The organism is Dehalococcoidia bacterium (assembly GCA_040902535.1).
Classification (GTDB): Bacteria; Chloroflexota; Dehalococcoidia; order DSTF01; family JACRBR01; genus JBBDXD01.
In genome coordinates this window covers 272,576-295,453 of the sequence record JBBDXD010000019.1, presented here as the reverse complement: position 1 = coordinate 295,453, position 22,878 = coordinate 272,576, and the positions used below count along the sequence as shown (strand labels likewise).

The window sequence follows — 22,878 nt, the reverse complement described above, 5'->3', positions numbered from 1 at the left end:
TTATCCCGGAGGACGCTCATTTAGACTGGATCAGTTTTCGGGGGGCAGGTCAGTCGGGCTGACAGGCGCCCGTGAGGCGCCGGCGAGCAAGCGCAGGCGCCCGCAACCACGCAAGCGGCCCTCCTGATCGCTCTCCGGTAGTGACGATAACGCCGACGATCCGTTTTGCACAGCGAGCGCCGCCGCATCGCACATTTCAGCGATGAACTCCAAGCGGTTCACGTCACTCCGGACAGATAGGGACGCACCGCGGAGTAGAACTAATGTTTCACGTGAAACAATTGGGGAATGTGCGTGTCAAGCGCACCCTCTCCTGTAGGTGAGGGTTAGTTATGGATCGTAGATCGAGCAATGGCATCCGCGTAGGATCGCAGGCATGCGCGTCGTCGCAGCAGTTGCCACTTTCGCCTCCAACATCGCGGCCAACGCGCTTACCCCTGTCATTGTCTCCGGTTTCGCGAGTGCTGCCGTGACAGGATGGGCCGCGATTGTCTACGAAATTGATCCGCCCGTATTGGTGGCCGTCGCGATAGCGTGCGCTGGTGGCGCACTTGCACTGGGGCGCTCGCTTAGAGACGCATATCTTGCCGTCGCCCGCCCGCGCTTAGGGCGTATCGTGTTGGACGGCATCTTGTGGGTGGAGGTGATCAACGAGCGCGGCGAAAGGCCGCAGACAGAGTTGGAAGCGCGATGCCGGGACCATCGTTTACCACTCGTCGAGCAGGATGGTGGCGGACATTATCTGCGTCGGTTGTCTATCCACAGTACAAACGTATGGTGCCCAGACATCGGTGGAGGACATGCAGTCGATCTACCATTTCCAGACGGTCGCCCTTATGAGGTGGCCTTGAATCGCGCGAAATCTCATATGAAGAAAAAGAAAGACCCCCGTTAGGGGGTCTCGTATTATGCGGTGGACGCACTGATCCATCGGGGGCACCTCCTTTCATGGCGAAACGCAAGTCCAAGTACGACAAACCGATCAAGATCGACGTGCCTTTTGAGGAAGCGGTGAAGCGAGCGGTCTCTACTCCGAAGCCGAAGCGGAAGCCTGCTTCCCGAGGTACCAGTCAACGCGGCCCTCGATCTGGCCGATCAACGCCCTGAACCGCTCTGCGTCGGTTATCTCCCGCGTGTTGTGCCGGAAGGCAAACTCGGCGGTGTACGGGCCGAGGTAGCCAGCATCGACGTGGTGATACGTCCCTATGATCCCGCGCTTCAGGATCGACCAGAACGACTCGATCCCTTGGGTGTGAATGTCGCCGCGCACGTACTCCGAGTTATGGCGGATCACGTCATGCGGGAAGGCTCCGCTTATCCAGTGGTAGTACTTGTGCTCGTCGGTGATCAGCCGCGTCTTTCCGCGTAGCAGATTTTCTAGCAGCTTGCGCTCGACCTGGTGTTGTGTGATCCCCGGCATCGGCATGACGCGCACGCGCCCGCCACGTTCCCGTATGCCGAACACAGGAGTCTTGCGCTCCATGTCGATGGTGCGCGGCGACTTCTCGCCCTTGTACTTGGCCCTGTGGATCGCAGCGGCGCGGTGGAGACGGTGGCCGCGCGGACGCCCGCCGATCCATGTTTCGTTGGCCTCGACGATGCCTGACAGCGGTGTAGTGTCCTGATCGCGCATCGCGTGGCGGACGCGGTGACAGAGAAACCATGCGCTTTCAGGGGTCAAGCCAAACTCGCGCCCGATTTGGCGAGCGGAGACGCCCTTCTTTGACGAGCACATGCGGTACATGACGATCAGCCATGTGCGGAGCGGTACTTTGGAGTCCTCAAAGATCGTGCCCTTGGTGACGCTGAACTGGCGCTTACAGGCTTTGCACTTGTAGAGGGAGCGCGGGCCTTGCATCCGCCCTGACTTCAGCTTCTTGGCCTTCCCCTCGATGCGGTAGGCCCCCGAGCCGCCGCAGTGAGGCAGCGGGCAGACGATGCCATTGGGCCAGCGCCAGCTTTCCAGCAGGGCGCGGGCGTCGGCCTCGGTCAGGGTTCCGTCAACGAGAGATTGGAGATCACCCTTCCTCTTGGGTTCGCTGTGCATGGTATGATCCTTATTGGTAGGAGAGCCGGACGGGGGTCGAACCCGTGCATACAGGGGTGCAGGCCCTGCGCGTTAACCACTTCGCCACCGGCTCTCGAAACACTTGGACGGGACGCTTCTAGTTGGTAGCTGGGGCGTCCCGTCTTTGCCTACTCTCCTACTGCCTGAAACGTATTTGGGCCGACCTTCTCAGCCCTGCCTTCCTTGATCAAGCGCCGTGCTGCTGTAACTACCACGGCGCGAGGGTCTTTCTCGCTCAGCGCCACGTTTTGCGCCTTCAGCGCGTCAACGATGGCCGATGCGTGCATGGGCGCTCCATGCTCCCGCAATAGCTGGTAGACCCGAAGCTTGATACTGGTGCCGTTGCGGCTCGTGCGTGTGCGGAAGCTGGTACCCAGCACGCCGTCAAGCGCCTGAATCGCCAGATCGATGTGTCGAATCTTCTCCGCTAGTTCCCGGCGCTCAGTGACCAGAGCGGTACGTGCTTGCCGGACTTCCTGCGATGCCATTACTCCAACCTCTGGTGGTGGATCATCAGGCATAGATGCTCGTGTGTCAATAGCAGGATGGTCGTTCATGCCACTAATCTCCGTTGGCCTGTGCCATTGTGTAATAGTGTGGTAGTGCTACGCGCACCATCTACGTTAGATGCTTATGGGGAGGGGGTCAGGGTGCGTTTAACCGCACATTCCCAACAATTGGACCGCCGCGCCCCGGGTGCCGCTGCCGAACGGCTCACTTCGGCGGCGACGGAGCCTCTGCTTCGATGATGTGCTCGAGGATCGCGAGCCCCTGCTCCAATTCGTCCTCGCCGATCGTCAGCGGAGGCGCCAGGCGCACGGCGTTCGGACGCACGTTGTTCACGATGAGCCCCGCCGCGAGCGCCGCATTCGTCACTCTTTCGCCGATGTCGGTCGTAAACTGCACGGCCCACATCAATCCCTTGCCCCGCGCCTCGGTGACGTGCGGACAGCGGTCGACGAGCGAGTTGAGGCGACGTGCGACGGTCTCGCCGTCGCGGCGCACCTTCGCGGGGACGTCGTTCTCGATGATGTAGTTCATCACTTCGTAGCCGACGCGCGTGGTCAGCGGTTCGCCGCCGTAGGTGCTGCCATGGTCGCCGGGCGTGAAGACGGCCGCGTGCTCCTTCGCGAGGAACGCCGAGAGCGGCACGCCCCCGCCGATGCCCTTGCCCAGCGTCATGATGTCCGGCTCGACGCCGTACACCTGGTACGCGAACAACTCGCCGAGGCGGCCGCAGCCCGTCTGCACCTCGTCGAAGATCAGCAGGATGCCCTGGTCGTCACACCAGCCACGAAGCTGCCTGAAGTAGTCGTCATCGGGCACGTTGATGCCGCCCTCGCCCTGGATCGGCTCTATGAACACCGCCACGGTCTTCGATGACGTTGCGCGCTTGACGGCCGCAACGTCGTTGAACGGCACGTGCACGAATCCTTCGGGCAGGGGCGCGAATGGCGCCTTGTAGCGCTCGGTGCCGCCGGCTGTGATCATCTGCAGCGTGCGCCCGTGAAACGAGTTTTCGGTGACGATGAACTCGAAGGCGCCGGCCTTCTTCTCCTTGCCCCACTTGCGCGCCAGTTTCAGCGCCCCCTCGTTGGCCTCGGCCCCGCTGTTCATGAAGTACACACGGTCGAAGCACGAATGCTCGATCAGCAGCTCCGCGAGCCTGAGTTGCGGGATGGAGTAGAACTGGTTCGACACGTGGATCAGTTGCTGCGCCTGGTCGATCAGCGCGTTGACGATGACCGGGTGCGAGTGGCCGAGACTGATCGTCGCGGGACCGCCGAAGAAGTCCAAGTATTGCTTGCCGGTCTCATCGTAGAGATAGCTGCCCTCGCCCCGTACGGCGAGCAGGTCCATGCGCTTGCCCGCGCGCATGAAGTACTTCGCTTCCTTGGCTCGCCAATCGTCCATGATTGTCCTCCGTCGCCGCAGGATAACAAACGGCTCGCAGACGTCCTCGGCGGGACGGCGCACGGTATGTCGTGCGGCTATCAAGCGCGTCCGCGCGATGGTTCTGGTATGTCCGGCCGTCATCTCGCGACGGTCGCCGTTCCTCACGAGTCGTACGCTCGCGAGCAAGGAGGTGTTTTGCACCATGAGTTGGAGTTGGAAGAACAGATGGATGTCGCTCGTTACGGCGCTCGCGCTCGCCGGACTGGTCGCGCTTGCCGGCGCGTGTGGCGACGACGATGACGAGAACGCGGACGAGGCACGCGATCTGGCGGGAAGCCTGCAGCAATTCCGCACGGCGCTTCTCGGCACGACCGACATCGTCGGCGCGTCCGATGACGTGCGCGGCACGATCAAGGACAACTGCGACGAGCTTGCGGACGGCACGGACGACGAACAGGTCGATGACTTTTGCGACGAGCTCGACAACGCCATCGACGACGAGGACCAGCAAGCGTACGACCAGGTGAAGACGATCTTCCCCGCCATCGAGCAGGAAGTGACGGCGCAGATCGGCGAGGACATCGCCGACGTTGCGGCGGAGGACGACGATGACGGGCCGCTGCAGGGCGGCGACGACCCGGGCGATGACGACAACGGCGCCGATGACGACGTTGACGGCGACGATGACGACGTTCCGGACGTCGACAACCCGCTCGACGACGAGGACGACACTCCGTAACTTCGCAGCCCCCATGACGAAGAGGCGCGGTCGTCATGATCGCGCCTCTTCCCGTGTTGAGAGCGTCAGCGCCCGGCGATGCGGAGTGTCGTCCGCGAGCACTGCATCTCGCCGACGTGCATGTAGGTGTACTCCACGCCGGTTATCCCCTTCCCAAGCGTCGCTTCATATCGAGCTCGTAGCTTGAAAGTAGCGCCCGATCACCGCCAGGTCGAAGCGCTTCAGGATCGCGTCCTGCGGTTCGTGTTCCAGCAGAAACGCGAATGATGCAACCACCAGTTCTTTCGGCGTGACGGCCCCGCCGGTCAGAAGCTCGTACGTCTCCGGGCGGACTGCGACTCTGTGTTCCGTCGCACGTTCACCATCGCGCACCGTAACGGTCGCGAGCCAGCCGTCGTCCGCCTCTGCGATCGCGACGGATATCTGCGCAGCCATCGCGTTTCAGTCCGCCAGCTCATCGATGTGCGTGCGGATCTTCTCGATCGCGTTGCAGAGGTCGTCGATGTCGGACTCACTGCCGAGGAAGATGTCGTGCGGCAGCCAGATCATCTGCTTGAACGCGGCGCGTTCCGCAATGGGACAACTGGTCTCGCTGTAATCAACGTCTATTGACGCGTCCTTCCATGCGAAGAGCGGAGACTTGTACACCGGCACGTAGAACGCCGCCTCGATGCGCATGCCCTCAGCGTAGAGCGCCCGCGCGAAACGGTTGCGCGATGCGCCGCCCCACGCATCTGCGTCGTAACGGAGCACGACGCCGTAGCCGGAGCGCGCCGTGACGCGATCGTCGTGAGGTAAGGTGCTTACGCCTTCGATCCCGGCGATGCGCCGTTCGAAGTGCTCGATGTTGCGGTTGCGCGTCTCGATCTGGCGCGGGAGCCGCTCGAGCTGTGCGAGCAGCACCGCCGCCTGGAACTCCGTCATGCGATAGTTCCAGCCGAGGATCGTGCCTTCGGCGTTCGTGCGGTCCGCGGTGTCGCCGCGGCCAGAATTCATGTACGCCGCGCATCGCGCTGCCATGTCGTCGTCGTTCGTGATGATGATGCCGCCTTCGCCGCACGTCATCAGCTTCGATGACTGGAAGCTGAATGCGCCGGCATCGCCAAGCGTGCCTGCCCCCTTGCCGCGCCAGAAGCCGCCGTGCATGTGCGCGCAGTCCTCGATCACCTTCAGATCGTGCTTGCGCGCGATCTCGCCGATAGCGTCCATGTCGGCCATGCGCGATCCCAGGTGCACCGGCAAGATCGCGCGCGTGTCCGGCGTGATATGGCGTTCGATCTGCGTGACGTCGATGCACCACGTATCGGACTCGATATCGACGAACACGGGTTTGAAGCCCTGCACCAGCCCCGCGAACGCCGTCGCGTAGAAGGTGAGTGCGGGCACAAGGAACTCGTCGCCGCGCTCGAGACCGGCTGCCCGGAGCGCGATCTCGAGCGCCGTCGTGCCGCCTGTCGTGGTGATGCCGTGCTTCGCGCCGTGAAAGTCCGCGAACTTGCGCGCGAACTCGCCGCCGACGGCGTTCGGCGAAGGAAAGCCGCCCCAGTTGCCGCTCTCGACGACGCGCGTCAGTTCCTCCGTCTCGCGGTGGTCGAACTGCGGCCACGCAGGCCACGGCTTCGTGCGGAGGGGTGTCCCGCCCTTGACGGCAAGGTTTGGCATGGGGCTAGGTTAGCGCGCGAGTCGAGTGTGCGTTAGGAGCCGTCTGCGGACGATTTCCATCTCTGGGCGAGCGCGTCCGCGTATTCGTTCCAGCGCGTGCCCCCGTGCCCCTTCACCCAGGTCACGCTCGCGTGGGGACGGGAGCGCTTGAGCTCGTACAACTCCTGCACGAGGTCAAGGTTCTTGACGGCGCCCGCTCCCTTGCCCCTCTTCCAGCCCTTCTTCGCCCAGCCATCAGCCCCAGATGTTGATCGTGCTCACGCAGTACTGGCTATCGGAGTAGACTGCTATCTCCTCATCCGGGCCGGCCATCTTGAACGCTTCGATGAGCGCGCGAAGCTCCATCTGATTGTTCGTCGTGTTCGGCGCGTGCCCATGTCGTTCGTCCGTGATCTCGCCGTCTATCACCTTAACCGCGCCCCAACCGCCTGGGCCGGGATTCGGATCGCAGCCGCCGTCCGTGAAGATGCCATCCTGCGGCCCGGCGGTGTATGCCGTCAGCGCCGCCTCCGTGGTTCGCGGCGCCGAACGAGGTCCCTTGCGGCAGGACATGCATTGCGCCGGCGTCCAGTTGGGATATCGAGCGGATACACTCGCCGCGAGCGTGAACTGATTCCCGCAATCACGACATGTGAACGTGCTGTTCATCGTTCTCCCGTGGTCATCCGGCTGTTCATTGTTGAATAAGGTCGCCTGGGAAAGCTTCTCCCCTGCCTGATGCTTCAGTCACAACTGACAACTGACAACTGAACACTGACGACTGACGATCAACCTACACCGTCATCGGTTCGCGGCGGACGAAGGTGTAAAGCTGCGCGGGGCGGTGGGCGCCTTCCATGCGGGTGCCGCCGGCGGGCTTGATGATGCCGAGCGACAGCATGCGCCGGCGGAAGTTTCGTTTGTCCAACTCGCGGTCGAGGATCGCCTGGTACACCTGCTGCAGTTCGCTGAGCGTGAATTGCTTCGCCAGCAGGCTATATGCGACGTTCGTGTATTCGAGCTTGGAGCGCAGCCGCCGGATCGCGTAGTCGACGACGATATTGTTGTCGAACGCCAGTCGCGGCAATGCGTGCGCGTTGTGCCACGCCGGTTGCCATGCCTCCGTCTGGCGCAGCCGCACCTGCCCGTGCTGCACGAGCGCGAAGTACGCCACCGCGACGCCGCGCCGGGCGTCATCGCCGCGGGAGAGTTCGCCGAACGTGAAGAGCTGCTCCAGGTAGACATCGCGCACGCCGGTCTCGTCGAAGAGCTTGCGGGCCGCCGCCGCATCGAGCGATTCGCCTTCCGCGAGGAAACCGCCGGGCAGCGCCCAGAATTCGCGGAATGGCTCCCCGCTGCGACGAATGAGCAGCACACACAGGTCATCCTCCACGACGGTGAGGATGACGACGACGACCGCAACGAGCGGCGTGCTGGTATCTTCGGGGCGAACCACCGGGGCTATCGCTGATCCTTGCGTTGCTCGAAGAACCCTTCGGTCAGATTCCAGATCAGACCAACGAGCGCGAAAACGCCGATGCCCGTCAGCAGCGGCAACACGATGATCTCGTATGAAGCGAACATCTGTTAGGCAGTTATTGGCGCGGGGAGCGCTGTTCCCTGCAATGACCAGGCAGTCGCCCGATCGATGCGCACGCGAGCCAGATCGCCGATGTGCGCATCGCCATCGAAGTGTACCAGCTTGCCGAGCCGGTTACGACCGCTCCAACGTCCATCTCGGCGGCTTTCGACGAGCACTTCCTGTTCGCTGTCAAGCAGCGCCGAGTTGATCTCGAACGAGATGCGCGTCTCGAGCTGTTCGATGGCGTGCAGGCGCTGCTGCTTGACGTCGGAAGGGACGTCGTCGGCCATCTTCCGATGCGCGATCGTCCCCGGTCGCGGCGAGTAGGCGGCTACGTGCACCTTGTCGAAGCGCAGCCGTTCGAGCAAATCGTACGTGTTGCGGAACTCCGCATCGGTCTCACCGCAGAAGCCGACGATGACATCGGTGACCATCGCGGCGTACGGGATCTTCGAGCGTACGAGCGCGAACTTCTCAAGATATTCCGCGATCGTGTAGCCTCGGCGCATGCGGTCGAGCACCGCCTCGTCTCCCGCCTGCACCGGGATGTTGAAGTTCTCGCAGACCTTCGGCAACTCCGCCACCGCATCGATGATGCGCTGGGTCATGTCCTTCGGGTACGACGTCAGGAAGCGAATCCGCTCCAGACCGGGGATGTCGTGGATGGCGCGCATCAGGTCGCCGAGATCCGGCTGCTCGACGAGGTCGTGGCCGTACGCCTCGACGGTCTGGCCGAGCAGCGTCACTTCCTTGACGCCGCGCGCGCAGTAGTGCTCGACTTCGTTGCGAATGTCGGCGATCGTACGGCTCTTCTCGCGTCCTCGCCGGTAGGGGACGATGCAGTACGTGCAGAACTTGTCGCAGCCGTGGATGACCGGCACGAACGCCGTGACGGCATCCGGCTGCGCGAACGTCGACGGCCAGAACTCGCCGCCCGTGTCGGCGACGCCGGCGGCGGCCATGATCGGCGCAAACTCCTGCGGGCGCGCGAACACATCGACGTACGGAAAGCGCTTGCGCAGGTCATCGTGGCGGGGTCCCACCATGCACCCCATGACGGCGATCTTGAAGTCTCCGCCGAGCCGTCGGCGCTTCTTCAGTCGCCCGAGCTGGCCGATCGCGCGGTCTTCCGCATGCTCGCGCACGGAACACGTGTTCAGGACGACCAGGTCGGCGTCGTCGATGCCATCGACGGCGACGAAGCCGGCGCGGTCGAACCCCGCGGCGAGCTTGCGCGAATCCGCGACGTTCATCTGACAGCCGACGGTCCAGATGTGGTATTTCATGCGCTGGTCATTCTACCAACAGGGTACCTGGCTGCCCCGTGGCGCCGCCGCCGCCAGCCCTGTGATCTACTGAAAATGCGAGACGGCGGACCGGATTGGTCCGCCGCCTCGCGTGGTTCAGCGAAGCTACATCTTCTTCTTGAACTTGTCGACGGTGTCGCCGGCCTTCTCCTTCGCCTCGCCGAACTTTTCTTTGGCCTTGCCGCCAGTCTGGTCGGCCTGACCCTCTGCCTCTTGCTCTTCATCGCCGGTGGCTTTACCGGCCATTTCCTTGCCCTTGCCGGCGATCTGCTCGCCGCGGCCTTCCCACTTGTCCTTGTCCAACGGAAACACCCCTTTCCTAATGCACATCCACTATGCAATGCGCGGCCTCGCCCGCCCGATACAGCGTTGGCGGCGGGACATCGCAGATGGATTGCGGCCGGTGGCGGCGGTACATTCGTCGCTTCGCATCGCAGCGGTTGCAATGCGCACGAAAGGCGGGACTGTCCGCGTGGCGGTCGCGCGCAACCCCCCGCTGCCACACTTCGAGGGAAGAGAGGCCGATCATGAGACTGACAGCAGACGTTCCACGCCCGCCAACCATCCCGCCCGCGCCGACGGAACCGCCCATGCCCGAACCGCCCGCGCCGGTGCCGCCTCCGCGTCCGCCGACGATCCCGACGCCGCCGGATCCCAACGAGCCCAAGCCGGTGGCTGTCGTGCCGGACGTGCCGCGTGCGCCAATCATCCCCCCGGTGAGTCCACGCAGCCTCAGCCCGTGCCGGCGTCGCCGCCGTCGCAACCGCCCCGCGTACCGGAACCCGATCCGGATCCGCCTCCTCCGGGACCGCCGAAGCCTCCCGCGCCGCCACTCCCCGGTTGACCTGCGCGGTCGCTGAGAGTGTGTGCGGGCGCGATGTTACGCCACTGCGACGTGAGCAGTGCGACGATGGCCAGTGCATCTAGCGAAGGAGTGGTGCGATATGCAACGGACCGACAGCGTACCCCGGTCACGCCCACGCGCCGGCGGCGACGTAATGACGTGGCTCGGCAATAGCCTGGCAACGTTACTTGCAGCGGCCGCCGTCGCAGCAGGCGTCATCGGTGTGCTCGTGGCCTTCGACAGGATTGGCAGTAGCGCCCAACCATTTGAGGACGGAGTTGTCTGGCTTTCAGGCGGCATCATCCTGTCGCTCGCGGCACATGTGTTCCGGCGCGAGCACCACGTCGTCCGCGCAGGGGATGTGCGGTCGTCAGCCGTCGCGCAGTCCGCTGGTCGCGCCGAGGAACGCGACGGTGGCCGCGTACGCCGCGATAGCACGGCTGCGACTCGCGACGTCAAGGACGTGACGGGCATGACCGTCGTGACGACCAATGAGGCCCGAGAGGTCGGCACCGTGAAGGACGTCCTCTTCGACCCGGCACAACTCGCCGTACTTGCGCTCGTCGTGGCGCCCGCTGGCATGAAAGACGGGCGCATGTTCGTGGAACGCGAATACGTGCGCGGCTTCGGAAAGGACGCCGTGACGATCCAGTCCGAGTCGAACATGCAAGCCTTCGCGACGAAGGGGCGCGAACGCGAGTTCGCAGATGCGGGCGTGCATCTTGAGGGCGTGCGCGTGACGACGGATCAGGGCGACGACGTCGGCAAGGTCGGAAAGGTGCTCATCACCAACGACTGCCGCATCGCCGGCGTCGAAGCGCGTGGTGGCGTATTTGGCCGCCGGAGGCGCATCCATGCCGATGACATCGTGTCGATCGGACAAGGCCGGCTGATCGTCTCGCACGTGCGCGAACGCTGAGCGCGCATCGCGAGACTGAGCAAAAGAGGCGGGCGTGTGCCCGCCTCTTCGTTCATGCGGCCAAGCCCCCGGCTATTGGCGCTTGCCTTCCATGATCGCCTGCTGGCGCTGCACCATCGGATACGCCGACGCCGCGCCGATGATAATGGCCGCCAGGAGTACGATGCCCGCCTGCGCATCGCCCGGCTTCGTCGTCATGTTCCACATGATCGCGAGCACGCCCATCGTGAGCGCGTGCGTGCCCCCGAAGAGCACGGGGTCATGGATCTGTGCGGCGAGCACTTGCGGTATCGCGCCGTCGGGGGCATCGCCGGCGGCTGTATCGATGGCGACGAGCTTACGCGTGATCACGAGGAAGCCGAAGACGGTCATCAAGATCAGCCCGATCAACGATACGTTGATCCAGCCGTCACCCCACGACCAGTCGCGGTCCTCCACCAGCCAGATGCCGGCGACGATCAGCACGATGATCGCGAGCGGGAAGATACGGTCGACGATCACCGCCAGGTTCGCCCAGAGTCGCAGTTCTTGCACGTTACGCGACCGCCGCATGAACGCGAGCACGAGCACGCTCGACACAGCAGCACCGGAGATGAGGAACACGCCGAGCAGATGAAAGAATAGAGCCCACTCGTAGCTCTCTGGCATCGGGCCTCCTTTCCCTCATCGATTATAGGCGCGCCGGAGCGAGCAGGGGAGCGCGCGTCAGCCGGAGAGTCGTTCGTAGCGGAACTCTGGCGGCACGCCGTCCCAAGTGCCTTTTACGATGCCCGCCGCGACCCATGAGCCGGTAAGCGGCCCCAGCAGAATGCCGTTGCGATAATGGCCTGTCGCGGCGATCACGTTACTGCCGGGCACAGGCCCGATGATGGGCTGGCCGTCGGCGGTGGCTGGACGCAGGCCAGCCCATTCGAAGTGAACCTTCGCGGCGCTCAGTTGCGGCACGAGGCGAGCGGCCATAGCTCGCATCGCGCGCGCGCCGCCTTTCGTGGTCCGTCGCCGGAAGCCCACGTCCTCTACCGTTGCGCCGGCGAACACGAGTCCGTTCACGCGCGGCACCAGGTAGCCTTCCGGACCCCAGACCGGGCGTCCGATCGGGCATGCCATGCCGCCCAACGCGATCATCTGGCCGCGGATCGGAAATACCGGCAGCGCGATGCCCATCTTGCGGGCGACCTGCCCCGAACGCGCGCCCGCTGCGAGCACAATCGCTTCGGCTCGATACGTCTCGCCGCCCGCATCTAACGCCACGACGCGTTCCTGCGACCGCCTGACGCGTGTAACGGGCGAGTGTTCTCGGACTGCGACGCCACGCTTGCGCGACGCACGCTCGAGCGCGAGCGCGACGAGCTGATTGCTCACGGTGGCCTCGGACGGCGACAGGACGCCATTGATTGACCGCGACGTGATGCGCGGCTCGATCTCGCGGCACGCGTTGCCACCGAGCCACCGCACGTCGAAGCCCATCTCGCGCTGCCACGCAAAGCGATGGCGCAGCTCCGCGGCGTCAGTGTCCTCGAACGCGACTCGCAGGATTCCCTCCTGGCGGTACTCGAGGTCGAAGCCGCACTCCTGTTCCAGTTCGGCGACGAGCGCCGGATACGCGCGCAGCGCCTCCAACCCTGCCCGGAACATCGCGTCAGGTCCGGAGGCATCGCTCAGCGGTGCGAGCATCCCGGCGGCGGCGTTTGTCGCCTGCATGCCGGCCTTACCGTATTCGAGGAGGGTGACCGTCGCGCCGCGCTTCGTCAGCTCGTACGCGCAAGCGCAGCCGACGATGCCACCGCCGATGATGAGGACGTCCGCCTGTTCGCCTTCGGTCATCGAGCGCCGCCGCCGACCATGCGCACGATCTCCAGGGCATCGCCTTCGCGCACGCGGGCGCCGCTGTACTGGTCCCTGGGGATCACATCGCCGTTAATCGCCACTGCGACGAGCCTGGGGTTGACGTCGTACGCACGCAGAAACGACGGCAGATCCATTTCCGCATCGATCTGGCGGGGCTTGCCGTTGACGGTGATGTTCATGCGGCGCCGCTCAGGCCGATCGAGTCGATGGTGCGGCGCAGCGCCGCTGCCGCCTCTCTCGGCTCGTCGGCGTTGAGTATCGCGCCGATGACCGCAACGCCCTGCGCACCGGCGCCCAGCGCCTCGGCGGCGTTCTGTGCGTCGATGCCGCCGATCGCGATGACCGGCAGGTCGACGGCAGCGCACACCTCGCTCAACCCATTCGGTCCGAGGAGCGGCGCGCCTGGTTTGGATTGCGTCGCGAAGAGCGTGCCGGCCTGCAGCACGTCGGCGCCCGCGCGCTCGGCACGCACCGCGGCATCGATGGAGTGCACGGCTCGCGAGATCAGCATGCGTTCACCGACGCGATCGCGAACGGCGCCCGTTGGCAGCGCGCGCTCGGGCAGGTGTACGCCGTCAGCACCGAGCGCGATCGCCGCATCGACGTTCGAGTTGACGAACAGCATCGCCCGCCCCGCGATCGCGTCGCGGATATGCAGCCCGAGCGCGATAAGGTCGCCGCGTTCGAGATGCTTCTCACGCAGTTGCACGATGCTCACGCCGCCGAGCACTGCTTCCCGGACGATGTCATCGAGCCACGCCTCGCCCGTCGTCTCACGTTGCGGTTGGCGGGCGCTGTCGGTCACGAGCACCAGCGCTGGAAACGATAATCGAGCGCGACGCTCGGCGATCCTCACGTCCGGCTCGCCTCTCGCTCGACGGGCATGCCTTCCTGCGGGCTGCTCGCAGAAGCGAATCGCTTCGACTCGATGCGCCCTGCGAGAAATGCGTCACGCCCCGCTTCGACGCCCTTCTTCATGGCGGCGGCCATCAACGGTGGATCGGCGGCCTTCGCGACGGCGGTGTTCACGAGCACGGCGTCGGCGCCGATCTCCATCGCGAGCGCCGCGTCCGAAGGCGCTCCGATCCCGGCGTCGACGACGACGGGCACGCGCGCATTCTCGATGATGATGCGGATCTCTTCGAGCGTCAGGATGCCCTGCCCGGATCCGATTGCCGAACCAAGCGGCATCACCGTGGCGCACCCCGCTTCTTCGAGGTGCTTGGCGAGCACCGGGTCGGCGTGGATGTACGGCAGCACGACGAAACCCTCGGCGACAAGCGTCTCTGCGGCGCGCAGCGTGGCGATCGGATCCGGCAGCAGGTAGCGCTGGTCGGGGATGACCTCGAGCTTCACCCACTTCGAGTTAGTGACTGAGCGCCCGAGACGCGCCGTAAAGAGCGCTTCCTCGACGGTCGCGCAGCCGGCCGTGTTGGGGAGCACGCGGTAGCGCTCCCAATCGATGTAATCGAGTTCGGTCCGCGCGTTCGGATTGTCGAGGTCAAGGCGCCGGATGGCCACCGTGACGAGTTGCGTGCCGGACGCTTCGAGCGCTGCGACGGTCAACTCGGCGCTCGCGTACTTGCCCGTTCCCAAGAACAGCCTCGAGTCGAACTGCTTGCCGGCGATCGTCAGACGATCATCCATCACGTGCCTCCTTTTCCGCATCGAGTGCGCGGCGCGATTCGCGCAGGCCGTCGGCGAGCCGGCGGCTGATGGGCACGGCGGCGAGCGTCACCGCCGCCATCAAGATCGCCAGCGTCAGCACCAGCCAGTCGCTGCGAACGACGCCCCATACCGCAAGCGCTACAAACGCGGCAGCGAGCACCCAGAGAAACCACCGCGAGGCGTAACCAGACCGGGTGTACCGGCGCATCAACAGGTGCATCAGTTCGCCTTCCCTTGCACGCGCACACCGGGGCGGTACTTCGGCCCAACTGGCTGCCAGTATCGATAGAAGTGGTGTACCGGACCCTGCCCCCGTCCGATCGGATACGCGTGCTGGATGGCCAGCGTCACGTACGACTTCGCCATCGCGATCGCGTCGCTCATCGAAGATCCGCGCGCGAGTCCGGCGGCGATGCCCGATGCGAAGGTGCAGCCCGTGCCGTGTGTGTTCTTCGACCGCACGCGGATGGCGTTGTACTCGCGGAAGTTGTGTCCGTCGTAGTAGAGGTCCGTCGATGTCTGCTCATGCTCGAAGTGTCCGCCCTTCACGACGACCGAGCGTGCTCCCATGGCGACGATGCGCGCCGCCGCAGCTCGCGCATCGTCCCAGGAAGCGATCGGCGCCCCGACCAGCACCTCGGCTTCCGGCAGGTTCGGCGTAACGACGGATGCAAGCGGCAACAGCGTCTCGACCATCGCCGCGATCGCATTGTCTTCGAGCAGCTTGTGACCGCCCTTCGCCACCATCACCGGATCGACGACGATCTGCTCGACGCCGAACTCGCGCAGCTTTGCGGCGACGGTCTCGATGATGGCGGCGTTGGCGAGCATCCCCGTCTTCACCGCGCCCGCGCCGATGTCGGACATCACCGAGTCAATCTGCTGTGCGACGAGTTCAGGGGGCATGGCGAGCCAGTCGGTGACCTCGAGCGTGTTCTGCGCCGTCACGGCGGTGATCGCGGAACAGCCGTAGACACCCATGGCGGCGAACGTCTTGAGATCCGCCTGGATGCCGGCGCCGCCGCCCGAATCGCTGCCGGCGATCGTCAACGCCCGCGGGATGTCTGCCTCGTAGTCGTTGGACATGAAAACGCGCCTTCCGGGCGGGAGGCGCATGTCGTGAGTTCGATCCCTGCGCCGGCATTACCCGGGTCAGGTTCGGCGGTCGGCGGCTTCGGCAGCCCTCTCAGCCGGGCGGACCCCAGCTCCCGCGGAACATCTCTATGTGTTTGGCTTCGATCTCAGGCTACGTCAATCTGATGACATCCGGCAAGTGCGCGCTAGTCAGTCGCCGTCTCTTCGTCGGCGAGGCGGCGCTCTTCCGGCGTCAGGTCGGCGTTCGCCAGCAGGTCCGGACGGCGCCGCGCCGTCCGCAGCACCGACTGCAAGCGCCGCCATTTGGCGATCTCGGCATGATGCCCGGAGAGCAGGATCTCCGGGATCGCCATCTCGCGATATACCGCCGGTCGCGTGTATTGCGGGTACTCGAGCAGCCCCTGTGCGTGTGACTCTTCTTCAAGCGAGAGGTCCGAGCCGAGCACACCCGGCTGATGCCGCGAAACCGCATCGACGACGACGATCGCCGCCGGCTCGCCGCCTGACAGCACGTAGTCGCCGATACTGATCTCGTCGTCGACGAGATGCTCGCGCACGCGCTCGTCGACGCCCTCGTAATGGCCGCAGATCAGGATCAGGCGGTCCTCGCGCGCCAACTCTTCGACGACGTCGTGATTCAACAGCCGTCCCTGCGGTGTCAGCAGGACGACGCGCCCGCGCGGTTCCGCCACCGCGCGCACCGCCTCGACGCACTCGAAGATCGGCTCCGGCTTCATCACCATCCCGGGACCGCCGCCATACGCGTAGTCATCGACGACGTGATGCTTGTCGTCCGTGTAATCGCGTGGGTTATGCAGCGCGATCTCAACCACGCCGGCTTCACGCGCGCGGGCGATGATGCTCGCGTCGAAGACTCCAGCGAACATCTCCGGAAACAGCGTCAGAATGTCGATGCGCATGCGGGACAGCCTACCCCGAACCAACGGAGCGCGGGTCGAAACGCGCGACAGAGCCCGGACGGCTGTTTAACACCGTGAGCCCCGTACGCCCGACGCGGCTTCGGAAGAAGTCTTACTACTGGTGCTTCGCGCGCTCGGCGCCCTGCAGGCCGATGATCGTCTCGGCGCTCCGGCCGTAGATGTCGGGGACGTCCCACCCGTTGAGCCCGGCGTACGTGTCGATCTGGCTGCGGTGGTGGATGTCGTGTTCGACCATCATCATCAGCACGCGCCACCCGGACAGGGCGCCGGCGCTGTCGATCATGGCGACCTTGCGCCGCAGCCACGCGTCGGGCGTGCCTTCGAGTGCTGCGTGCAGCTTCGCCGCGCTCTCGTCGACCGCGTCCAGCCAGAGGTCGCGACGGCTGACGTCCGGCGGCTGCGGGCTGATCCAGCCTTCGCCCACGTATGCGCTCGCGAAATACAGCCGCGAGCCGGCCATGTGCCCGATCAACGTATTGATGCTCCAGCCGTTCTCGCCTTCGCCGGATGGCGGCGTCCACCCGTCGGCTTCAGGCGGCAACGCGGCGATATCGCGGCGCGCGCGCCGGTGCACGGCATCGAAGTAGCGCAAGAAATCAGTGATTGAAGAGATCACGACGAGGCCTCGCTTCGCATCCGCACCCAGTCACGCAGCGCCGCTTCGGTCGTGTCGAACGCCAGGTCTGCCCACGGAATCTCGCCGACAGCGTACCAGCGCACTTGCCGTGACTCCGGGTCGGTAACACGTGCGTCGTCCGAGGCGCTCTCTCCGTTGTACACGACAAGGACGATGCCGGCGTCCGCCCGCCCGTACACGCCCTGCAACACCGACGGGATGACGTCCAGCTCGACCTCTTCCAGCGTCTCGCGCCGGGCGCCCTCTTCAGGCAACTCGCCGATCTCCAGGAAGCCACCGGGAAAGGTCCAGAAGCCTGCTCGCGGCTCGTTCGCCCGCTCCTGTAGCAGCACCTTCCCCTGGTGCTCGACGATGATCGAGACCACGACCCGCGGGTTCATGTAGTGGATGAAGCCGCAGTTCTCACACTGGAGCCTGCTGCGCCGCTCGGCCTCCACCCAGCGCTCGACGAGGAAGTGGCCGCACTCCTGGCAGTAGCGGGGCGTGGACAGCCGCTCAGGGGACATAGTTGACATCCTCGCTCGTTTAGCGGATATATCGCGTCCGAACTGCTTGACCGTAACGAGAATGCTCACCTACACTCGCGCCCGTGGCTGAGCACACACCCTGCGCTAAAAGCCCAGCCTGTCTCAAGGAGGAAGCAGAGGTGGCGTTCGAAGACAAGACGCTCGTGTGCCGGGATTGTTCGTCGGACTTCGTGTTCACGGCCGGTGAACAGGGATTCTATCTGGAAAAGGGGCTGCTGAACGACCCTCAGCGCTGCCCTGGTTGCCGCGCCAACCGGCGCAAAGACCGCGCCTCCGGCCGCGAAAGCACGACGGTGAAGTGCGCCGGCTGCGGCGCCGACGCTACGGTGCCGTTCGTGCCCCGTCTCGACCGGCCGGTGTTCTGCAGCAGCTGTTTCGAGCGCGAGCGTGCATCGGTCGTAAGCTAAGGCTCGTCTCTGGCCAACATCGCCCGCTGATCACACCCTGCGGGCGATGTTGCGTTTCGGCGTCTAGCCGCGTGACTCTGACGGCCTGGGCACATCGGGCATGTGGCCTTCAATCCATGCCGAGCCGTCGTCCCACACTTCTTTCTTCCATATCGGCACGATCTGCTTGATCCGGTCGACGGCGAAGTGGCACGCCTCGAATGCCTCCCGTCGGTGGCCTGATGATACGGCGACCAGCAGGCTCGTCTCGCCGATCTCCAGGCGCCCGATCCGGTGCAGTACGCCAACGCCGGTGACGGTGAAGCGCGCCCGGACTTCGTCGGCCACCTCTCGCATCTTCTTGATCGCCATCTCCGGGTAGGCGTCGTATTCCAGATATTGGACCGTGCGGCCGAGGTTTTCGTTCCGTACGACGCCATAGAAGAGCGCCACGGCGCCGCTCTCGTCCCTGCGGACGGCCGCGACGAGCGGTTCGGGGTCGAGCGGCTCCTTCGTGATTCCGAACATCATCGACCTCCGCTGACCGGTGGGATGAGCGCCACCCTGTCGCCCTCCCGCAGCGCCTCGTCGCCGGAAACGTATTCCTCGCCGACGGCGCACACCACCGTCGGCAGCACGGCGCGGGTCATCGGATAGTCTTCGCCGATGCGGTCGCGGAGGGCATCGACGGTCGCGCCCTCGGGCAACGTCACGTCGATCTCTCGCTGACCGACGATCTCGCGCAGGCCGGCGAACAGCATCACGCTCACGGTTGGCATCGACGCTCCATCTGGCTTTATCGCTTTTATCGATTGTAGCGGACTCGTCGGCGATGCCTATCAGCGGGCGCTCGGCGCGCGTATACTCGCCGCCATGCCGGGTGTCCTCAGCCGCGCCACGCGATTCGCCGCCGATCTCCTGTTCCCGCCACGATGCGGGCTCTGCGGACGTGAGGGCACACTGCTCTGCGGCGACTGCATCGAACGGCTCGAGCGCGCCGACGGCCGGCGCTGCGAACGCTGCTGGATGCCTGTACGCTCCGGAGGACTGTGTCATCACTGCGCCGAAACGCCGCCTATGTTTGCATCGTTGCGCGCGGCGTTCGTTATGGATGGCGGGGCGCGCCGGCTGACGCACGAACTGAAATACGGAGGTCTGACGTCGCTCGCCGAGCCCATGGGCCGCCTGATGTGCCAGCATCTCGGTGAATCCGACGCGGATCTCGTCGTGCCGCTGCCGCTGCATCCCTCGCGGGAGCGGACGCGCGGCTACAACCAGGCGGCGCTGCTTGCGCGCGAGATCGCCCGCCATGCCGGGTTACCTTTTGACCCGGCAGCAGTGCGTCGCGTTCGCGCGACTACGCCGCTGGTCAAAACGATGCACCGGGAAGAGCGGTTGGCGATCGTGAGAGGCGCGTTCTCCGCGCGCCGCGATAGCGTCGACGGCCGTGCGATACTACTCGTCGATGACGTGGTGACCACCGGCGCCACGCTCGACGCCTGCAGCGAAGCGCTGCTCGCGGCCGGTGCCGCGGGCGTGCGCTGCCTGACGTGGGCAAGGGCCGACTGAGCGCGAACATGGAAGCATGGAGGCGACAATGCTGGGCGAGCAGGAGATCAAGCGCATCGTCGAGACGGTGCTCTCGGCGAGCCGCGCCGACCAGACCGAAGTTGAAGTCTTCGCGAACGATTCCGCGCTGACGCGCTTCGCCAACAATTACATTCACCAGAACGTCGAACACAGCGACGTCGATGTCCGTGTACGCTCGGTCATCGGCAAGAAGATCGGGATTGCATCGACGAACGAAACGTCGCTCGATGCGCTGGCAGCGGTCGCGGCCAAGGCGTTCGAACTGGCGGAGCACCAGCGCGAGAACGAAGACTTCCGTTCTCTCCCCAGGCCGGCGCCGATAACGCCCGTCGAGGGCTACGTCGAGCGCACCGCGCGGTGTGGCCCGGAGGAACGCGCGGGCGTCGTCGCGCAGATCTGCGATGCGTCGTCGCGCGCGGGACTGACGGCGGCGGGCGCGTTTCACACGACCTCGCAGGAGATCTCGCTTGCCAACTCGCTCAGCGTGTACGGCTATCACCGTGAGACCCAGGCCGACATCAATACGGTCGTGATGTCCGAGACGTCGAGCGGTCACGCGGCGCGGGTGAGCAAGGACGTCGGCGACATCGACGGCGAGTCCGTCGCGCAGGAGGCCGTCGACAAGGCCCTGCGCGGCGTCAATCCGCGTACGATCGAGCCCGGCGAGTACGAGGTGATCCTGGAGCCATACGCGGTGGTCGACCTGCTGGACTTCTTCTCGTACCTGTCGTTCGGCGCACTGGCGTTCATGGAGAAGCGCAGCTTCATGTCCGGCCGCATCGGCGAACGCGTGATGGACGAAGCCGTGACCATCTGGGATGACGGCCTCGCCGCCGAAGGACTTCCGATGCCTTTCGACTACGAGGGCGTGCCGAAGCAACCTGTGAGTCTCATCGAAGCCGGAATCGCGCGGGGCGTGGTCTGGGACAGCTACCTCGCGGGAAAGCAGGGAGGCGACACGCGCTCCACAGGTCATGCGCTGCCCGCGGGGGCGACGATCGGCGCGCTGCCCCTGCACCTCTTCATGGCCAACGGCGATGCGGCCGCCGCCGACATGATCAAAGATGTCAAGCGCGGCATATGGGTCAGCCGCTTCTGGTACACGCGCACTGTGCATCCCCTGAACGTCGTCGTGACGGGCATGACGCGGGACGGCACGTTTCTCATCGAAGACGGCAAGATCGCCGGCCCGGTCAAAAGCATGCGCTTCACCCAGGGCTACGTGGAAGCGCTGAACCACGTCGACGCCGTAGGCCGCGATAGCATGCTCGTCCTCGGCGACATCGGCGGTGGGGTGCGGCGCGTGCCGGCGCTCAAGATCGGAGCGTGGAACTTCACCGGCGTCAGCGAGATGTAAACTCGACGAACGTATCGCGCACGCCGCTGCGGTACGCTCTCGTAGACACGCTGTACTAGCCCGTACACCCGGTGAAGCTTGAAGCTGTTCACCCTCGAAGAAGCGGAAGCGCTCTTGCCGCAGGCACGTGACGAAGTGCTCGCGATGCAATCCTGCAAGCGCGAGATTGACGTGCTGCGCGAGGCGCTGGTCGACGCGGCAGGTCGCGCCACAGGCAACGGCCACGTAAAGGACGAGGAGGCATTAGCCGAGAAGCGCCGCAAGGCGGAAGCGCTCGTCCAGCAACTCAACGAGCGCCTCGCGCGTCTCAATGAATGGGGCGTCGAACTGAAAGGCCTCGACGAGGGACTGCTCGACTTCCCGAGCGAACGCGAAGGCCGCGTCGTTTACCTTTGCTGGCGACTGGGCGAAGAACACATCACCACCTGGCACGAGATCGACGCCGGGTTTGGCGGCCGGCAAGCCCTCTAGACGACGGCGCTTCCTCGCCGGCTCCGAATCAGGTACTCATTGGATTGTGCGATCCTTCACGCGCTGGCAGAGGAGGCCGAGGTTGCAGGGAAGACGTATCGCGGTCGCGTGCCTGCTCATCGCGACGTTCTTCGGGCTGGCGGTCGCGGCGTGCGGCGGCGACGACTCCGATCCCGTAACGACGCCGGGTGCATCAGGCACACCTGCCGAGCGCGGAGCGAAGACGCCCGACGCCGAAGGCACGATCGTCATCGTCGCGCGCAACCTGGAGTTTGACACCGACGAACTCCTCGCACCGGCGGGCGCCGTCACGATCGAGTTCGAGAATGCGGACGGCGGCACACCGCACAACATCCACTTCTTTCGCGGCGCCAACGCGCGCGGCGAAAGTGTCGGCGAAACAGCACTCGGGAACGGGCCCGCGACAGACACGCTGGAGCTGGATCTTGAAACGGGCGACTACTTCTTTCAGTGCGATGTGCACCCGAACATGAAGGGCACGCTGACGGTCGCGTGATCCATGCGTGGACCCGTGATCGACGCGCCCTTTCTGCGCGTATTGGTTACAGGCGCGGACATAATCCGTGCGAGTTTCGGCAGCATCGCAATCGCTCAGGCGCATGACTGTTATGCGGGCTCTGAATTGCGCTTAGGCACCCCGTCCCCGAGAATGACCGCAGATCATCCGGGGCGCGGAACACCAGAGAAGGCGGTGCAATGGAACAAATCGTGGAGGCCAGGAGGGAGACGGTCGCGCGGGCCGATGCCCCGGCAGCGCGGGTGATCTGCGAGGCGCTGGAGTACGAGACGAAGACGGCACCGGAGTTCATCGACATAACGGATGACGTCATCGGCATCGTCGAAGCGGCTGGTATCCAGTTCGGCCAGGTGTCCATCTACTCCCAGCACACTACCGCAGCGATCAAGATCAACGAGAATGAGCCGCTGCTCCTGCGCGACATGGCGCGGACGCTGCGCAACTTCGCTCCCCCTAATGCCTACTACGAGCACAACGATTTCTCCCGCCGCACCGTCAACATGAACGAGGACGAGTGCGCGAACGGCCACGCCCATTGCCAGCACCTGTTCCTGGGCGCCAGCGAGACCGTTCCGGTCATCGACGGGCGAATCGCGCTCGGCACCTGGCAGCGCGTCTTTCTCGTCGAACTCGACCACCCGCGGATGCGCCGGGTGCTCGTGAACGTTGTCGGAGCCGGCTAGTCAGTCCGACCCTGTAACTGCGGGCGATGGCCGCCGGCCTCGCCCCTACGTCGCGATCGCGCACCGGGCCGGCAACAATCTTCACCATCTAGACCTCGCGCTGGAAGCACGCGTCGACGCGATCGAGTGTGATTTCTGGCA

The 22,878-nt window shown here is 64.9% G+C and carries 31 protein-coding genes, 1 tRNA gene, 1 pseudogene and 1 riboswitch; of the genes and pseudogenes, 9 read left to right on the top strand and 24 right to left on the bottom strand.

Translation table 11 applies throughout. The features are described from left to right. Positions 1–376 precede the first annotated feature (376 nt). Positions 377–895, top strand: a complete 519-nt coding sequence (locus tag WEB52_11145; protein ID MEX2226992.1) for a hypothetical protein — start codon at positions 377–379, stop codon at positions 893–895. Between the two features lie 132 nt (positions 896–1,027). Here WEB52_11145 and WEB52_11140 read toward each other — a convergent pair whose 3' ends face one another. The 4 genes from WEB52_11140 to WEB52_11125 all read right to left on the bottom strand — a co-directional run bounded on the left by WEB52_11140 (position 1,028) and on the right by WEB52_11125 (position 3,982). Beyond that, positions 1,028–2,047 (bottom strand): IS1595 family transposase, encoded by a 1,020-nt coding sequence (locus WEB52_11140; protein MEX2226991.1) that lies wholly within the window; start codon positions 2,045–2,047, stop codon positions 1,028–1,030. Positions 2,048–2,068: 21 nt separating this feature from the next. Then, a tRNA-Ala gene (locus WEB52_11135) sits at positions 2,069–2,141 on the bottom strand. Positions 2,142–2,196: 55 nt separating this feature from the next. Beyond that, positions 2,197–2,556 (bottom strand): hypothetical protein, encoded by a 360-nt coding sequence (locus WEB52_11130; protein ID MEX2226990.1) that lies wholly within the window; start codon positions 2,554–2,556, stop codon positions 2,197–2,199. 226 nt (positions 2,557–2,782) lie between these two features. After that, positions 2,783–3,982: an aspartate aminotransferase family protein gene (locus tag WEB52_11125; protein ID MEX2226989.1), complete on the bottom strand. Its 1,200-nt coding sequence runs from the start codon at positions 3,980–3,982 to the stop codon at positions 2,783–2,785. 184 nt (positions 3,983–4,166) lie between these two features. Here WEB52_11125 and WEB52_11120 point away from each other — a divergent pair, with 184 nt between their 5' ends. Next, positions 4,167–4,703, top strand: coding sequence for a hypothetical protein (locus WEB52_11120; protein ID MEX2226988.1), 537 nt, complete (start codon positions 4,167–4,169; stop codon positions 4,701–4,703). A gap of 165 nt (positions 4,704–4,868) precedes the next feature. Here WEB52_11120 and WEB52_11115 read toward each other — a convergent pair whose 3' ends face one another. The 8 genes and pseudogenes from WEB52_11115 to WEB52_11080 all read right to left on the bottom strand — a co-directional run bounded on the left by WEB52_11115 (position 4,869) and on the right by WEB52_11080 (position 9,536). Beyond that, the gene (locus WEB52_11115) at positions 4,869–5,138 is read right to left on the bottom strand and encodes a hypothetical protein (GenBank protein MEX2226987.1); all 270 of its coding nucleotides are present in this window, start codon (positions 5,136–5,138) and stop codon (positions 4,869–4,871) included. A 6-nt stretch (positions 5,139–5,144) separates the two neighbouring features. After that, positions 5,145–6,365, bottom strand: a complete 1,221-nt coding sequence (locus WEB52_11110) for a DegT/DnrJ/EryC1/StrS family aminotransferase (protein ID MEX2226986.1) — start codon at positions 6,363–6,365, stop codon at positions 5,145–5,147. A gap of 32 nt (positions 6,366–6,397) precedes the next feature. Continuing rightward, a pseudogene (locus tag WEB52_11105) lies at positions 6,398–6,541 on the bottom strand (hypothetical protein). Between the two features lie 58 nt (positions 6,542–6,599). Further along, positions 6,600–6,917 carry an RNase H family protein gene (locus WEB52_11100; protein MEX2226985.1) on the bottom strand — a complete coding sequence of 106 codons (318 nt, stop codon included), beginning with the start codon at positions 6,915–6,917 and terminating at the stop codon, positions 6,600–6,602. A gap of 220 nt (positions 6,918–7,137) precedes the next feature. Then, the gene (locus WEB52_11095; protein MEX2226984.1) at positions 7,138–7,800 is read right to left on the bottom strand and encodes an NUDIX domain-containing protein; all 663 of its coding nucleotides are present in this window, start codon (positions 7,798–7,800) and stop codon (positions 7,138–7,140) included. Positions 7,801–7,805: 5 nt separating this feature from the next. Next, positions 7,806–7,928 (bottom strand): hypothetical protein, encoded by a 123-nt coding sequence (locus WEB52_11090; protein MEX2226983.1) that lies wholly within the window; start codon positions 7,926–7,928, stop codon positions 7,806–7,808. Positions 7,929–7,931: 3 nt separating this feature from the next. Then, positions 7,932–9,212, bottom strand: a complete 1,281-nt coding sequence (miaB, locus tag WEB52_11085) for a tRNA (N6-isopentenyl adenosine(37)-C2)-methylthiotransferase MiaB (protein MEX2226982.1) — start codon at positions 9,210–9,212, stop codon at positions 7,932–7,934. 126 nt (positions 9,213–9,338) lie between these two features. After that, positions 9,339–9,536 (bottom strand): CsbD family protein, encoded by a 198-nt coding sequence (locus WEB52_11080; protein ID MEX2226981.1) that lies wholly within the window; start codon positions 9,534–9,536, stop codon positions 9,339–9,341. Between the two features lie 641 nt (positions 9,537–10,177). Here WEB52_11080 and WEB52_11075 point away from each other — a divergent pair. Then, positions 10,178–10,996, top strand: a complete 819-nt coding sequence (locus tag WEB52_11075; protein MEX2226980.1) for a PRC-barrel domain-containing protein — start codon at positions 10,178–10,180, stop codon at positions 10,994–10,996. A gap of 72 nt (positions 10,997–11,068) precedes the next feature. Here WEB52_11075 and WEB52_11070 read toward each other — a convergent pair whose 3' ends face one another. The 10 genes from WEB52_11070 to WEB52_11025 all read right to left on the bottom strand — a co-directional run bounded on the left by WEB52_11070 (position 11,069) and on the right by WEB52_11025 (position 17,691). Then, positions 11,069–11,644 carry a DUF2269 family protein gene (locus WEB52_11070; GenBank protein MEX2226979.1) on the bottom strand — a complete coding sequence of 192 codons (576 nt, stop codon included), beginning with the start codon at positions 11,642–11,644 and terminating at the stop codon, positions 11,069–11,071. Between the two features lie 57 nt (positions 11,645–11,701). Continuing rightward, on the bottom strand, positions 11,702–12,820 hold the full coding sequence (gene thiO / locus WEB52_11065) for a glycine oxidase ThiO (GenBank protein MEX2226978.1): 1,119 nt from the start codon (positions 12,818–12,820) through the stop codon (positions 11,702–11,704). Then, positions 12,817–13,023 carry a sulfur carrier protein ThiS gene (gene thiS, locus WEB52_11060; GenBank protein ID MEX2226977.1) on the bottom strand — a complete coding sequence of 69 codons (207 nt, stop codon included), beginning with the start codon at positions 13,021–13,023 and terminating at the stop codon, positions 12,817–12,819. The genes thiO and thiS overlap by 4 nt, the downstream gene beginning before the upstream one ends. Then, on the bottom strand, positions 13,020–13,700 hold the full coding sequence (locus WEB52_11055; protein ID MEX2226976.1) for a thiamine phosphate synthase: 681 nt from the start codon (positions 13,698–13,700) through the stop codon (positions 13,020–13,022). The genes thiS and WEB52_11055 overlap by 4 nt, the downstream gene beginning before the upstream one ends. Next, complete coding sequence (locus WEB52_11050; protein MEX2226975.1) at positions 13,697–14,491, bottom strand: thiazole synthase; 795 nt, start codon at positions 14,489–14,491, stop codon at positions 13,697–13,699. Before WEB52_11050 ends, WEB52_11055 begins: the two co-directional genes overlap by 4 nt. Next, positions 14,484–14,732 carry a hypothetical protein gene (locus tag WEB52_11045; GenBank protein MEX2226974.1) on the bottom strand — a complete coding sequence of 83 codons (249 nt, stop codon included), beginning with the start codon at positions 14,730–14,732 and terminating at the stop codon, positions 14,484–14,486. Before WEB52_11045 ends, WEB52_11050 begins: the two co-directional genes overlap by 8 nt. Continuing rightward, positions 14,732–15,598: a bifunctional hydroxymethylpyrimidine kinase/phosphomethylpyrimidine kinase gene (gene thiD / locus WEB52_11040; protein ID MEX2226973.1), complete on the bottom strand. Its 867-nt coding sequence runs from the start codon at positions 15,596–15,598 to the stop codon at positions 14,732–14,734. Before thiD ends, WEB52_11045 begins: the two co-directional genes overlap by 1 nt. Before the next feature lie 25 nt (positions 15,599–15,623). Beyond that, a riboswitch (TPP riboswitch) is annotated at positions 15,624–15,734 on the bottom strand. A 58-nt stretch (positions 15,735–15,792) separates the two neighbouring features. After that, positions 15,793–16,527: a tRNA (guanosine(37)-N1)-methyltransferase TrmD gene (gene trmD / locus WEB52_11035; protein MEX2226972.1), complete on the bottom strand. Its 735-nt coding sequence runs from the start codon at positions 16,525–16,527 to the stop codon at positions 15,793–15,795. Positions 16,528–16,642: 115 nt separating this feature from the next. Next, positions 16,643–17,140, bottom strand: a complete 498-nt coding sequence (locus WEB52_11030) for a DinB family protein (GenBank protein ID MEX2226971.1) — start codon at positions 17,138–17,140, stop codon at positions 16,643–16,645. Positions 17,141–17,160: 20 nt separating this feature from the next. Further along, positions 17,161–17,691: an NUDIX hydrolase gene (locus tag WEB52_11025; GenBank protein ID MEX2226970.1), complete on the bottom strand. Its 531-nt coding sequence runs from the start codon at positions 17,689–17,691 to the stop codon at positions 17,161–17,163. A 140-nt stretch (positions 17,692–17,831) separates the two neighbouring features. Between WEB52_11025 and WEB52_11020 the strand changes: the two genes are divergently transcribed. Beyond that, positions 17,832–18,119, top strand: coding sequence for a zinc-ribbon domain containing protein (locus WEB52_11020; GenBank protein ID MEX2226969.1), 288 nt, complete (start codon positions 17,832–17,834; stop codon positions 18,117–18,119). 63 nt (positions 18,120–18,182) lie between these two features. Here the strand turns inward: WEB52_11020 and WEB52_11015 are convergent, their stop codons facing one another. After that, entirely contained in the window at positions 18,183–18,626 is a 444-nt protein-coding gene (locus WEB52_11015; protein ID MEX2226968.1) for a molybdenum cofactor biosynthesis protein MoaE, read from the bottom strand. Further along, positions 18,626–18,877 (bottom strand): molybdopterin converting factor subunit 1, encoded by a 252-nt coding sequence (gene moaD, locus WEB52_11010; protein ID MEX2226967.1) that lies wholly within the window; start codon positions 18,875–18,877, stop codon positions 18,626–18,628. The genes WEB52_11015 and moaD overlap by 1 nt, the downstream gene beginning before the upstream one ends. Positions 18,878–19,187: 310 nt before the next feature. Between moaD and WEB52_11005 the strand changes: the two genes are divergently transcribed. From WEB52_11005 to WEB52_10985, 5 genes are all read left to right on the top strand, one after another. After that, on the top strand, positions 19,188–19,667 hold the full coding sequence (locus tag WEB52_11005) for a phosphoribosyltransferase family protein (protein ID MEX2226966.1): 480 nt from the start codon (positions 19,188–19,190) through the stop codon (positions 19,665–19,667). Between the two features lie 16 nt (positions 19,668–19,683). Then, positions 19,684–21,045: a TldD/PmbA family protein gene (locus tag WEB52_11000; protein ID MEX2226965.1), complete on the top strand. Its 1,362-nt coding sequence runs from the start codon at positions 19,684–19,686 to the stop codon at positions 21,043–21,045. Positions 21,046–21,123: 78 nt separating this feature from the next. Beyond that, complete coding sequence (locus WEB52_10995; protein MEX2226964.1) at positions 21,124–21,516, top strand: DUF2203 domain-containing protein; 393 nt, start codon at positions 21,124–21,126, stop codon at positions 21,514–21,516. A gap of 82 nt (positions 21,517–21,598) precedes the next feature. Next, positions 21,599–22,033: a cupredoxin domain-containing protein gene (locus WEB52_10990; protein ID MEX2226963.1), complete on the top strand. Its 435-nt coding sequence runs from the start codon at positions 21,599–21,601 to the stop codon at positions 22,031–22,033. A gap of 200 nt (positions 22,034–22,233) precedes the next feature. After that, positions 22,234–22,737 carry a secondary thiamine-phosphate synthase enzyme YjbQ gene (locus tag WEB52_10985; GenBank protein ID MEX2226962.1) on the top strand — a complete coding sequence of 168 codons (504 nt, stop codon included), beginning with the start codon at positions 22,234–22,236 and terminating at the stop codon, positions 22,735–22,737. Positions 22,738–22,878 lie beyond the last annotated feature (141 nt).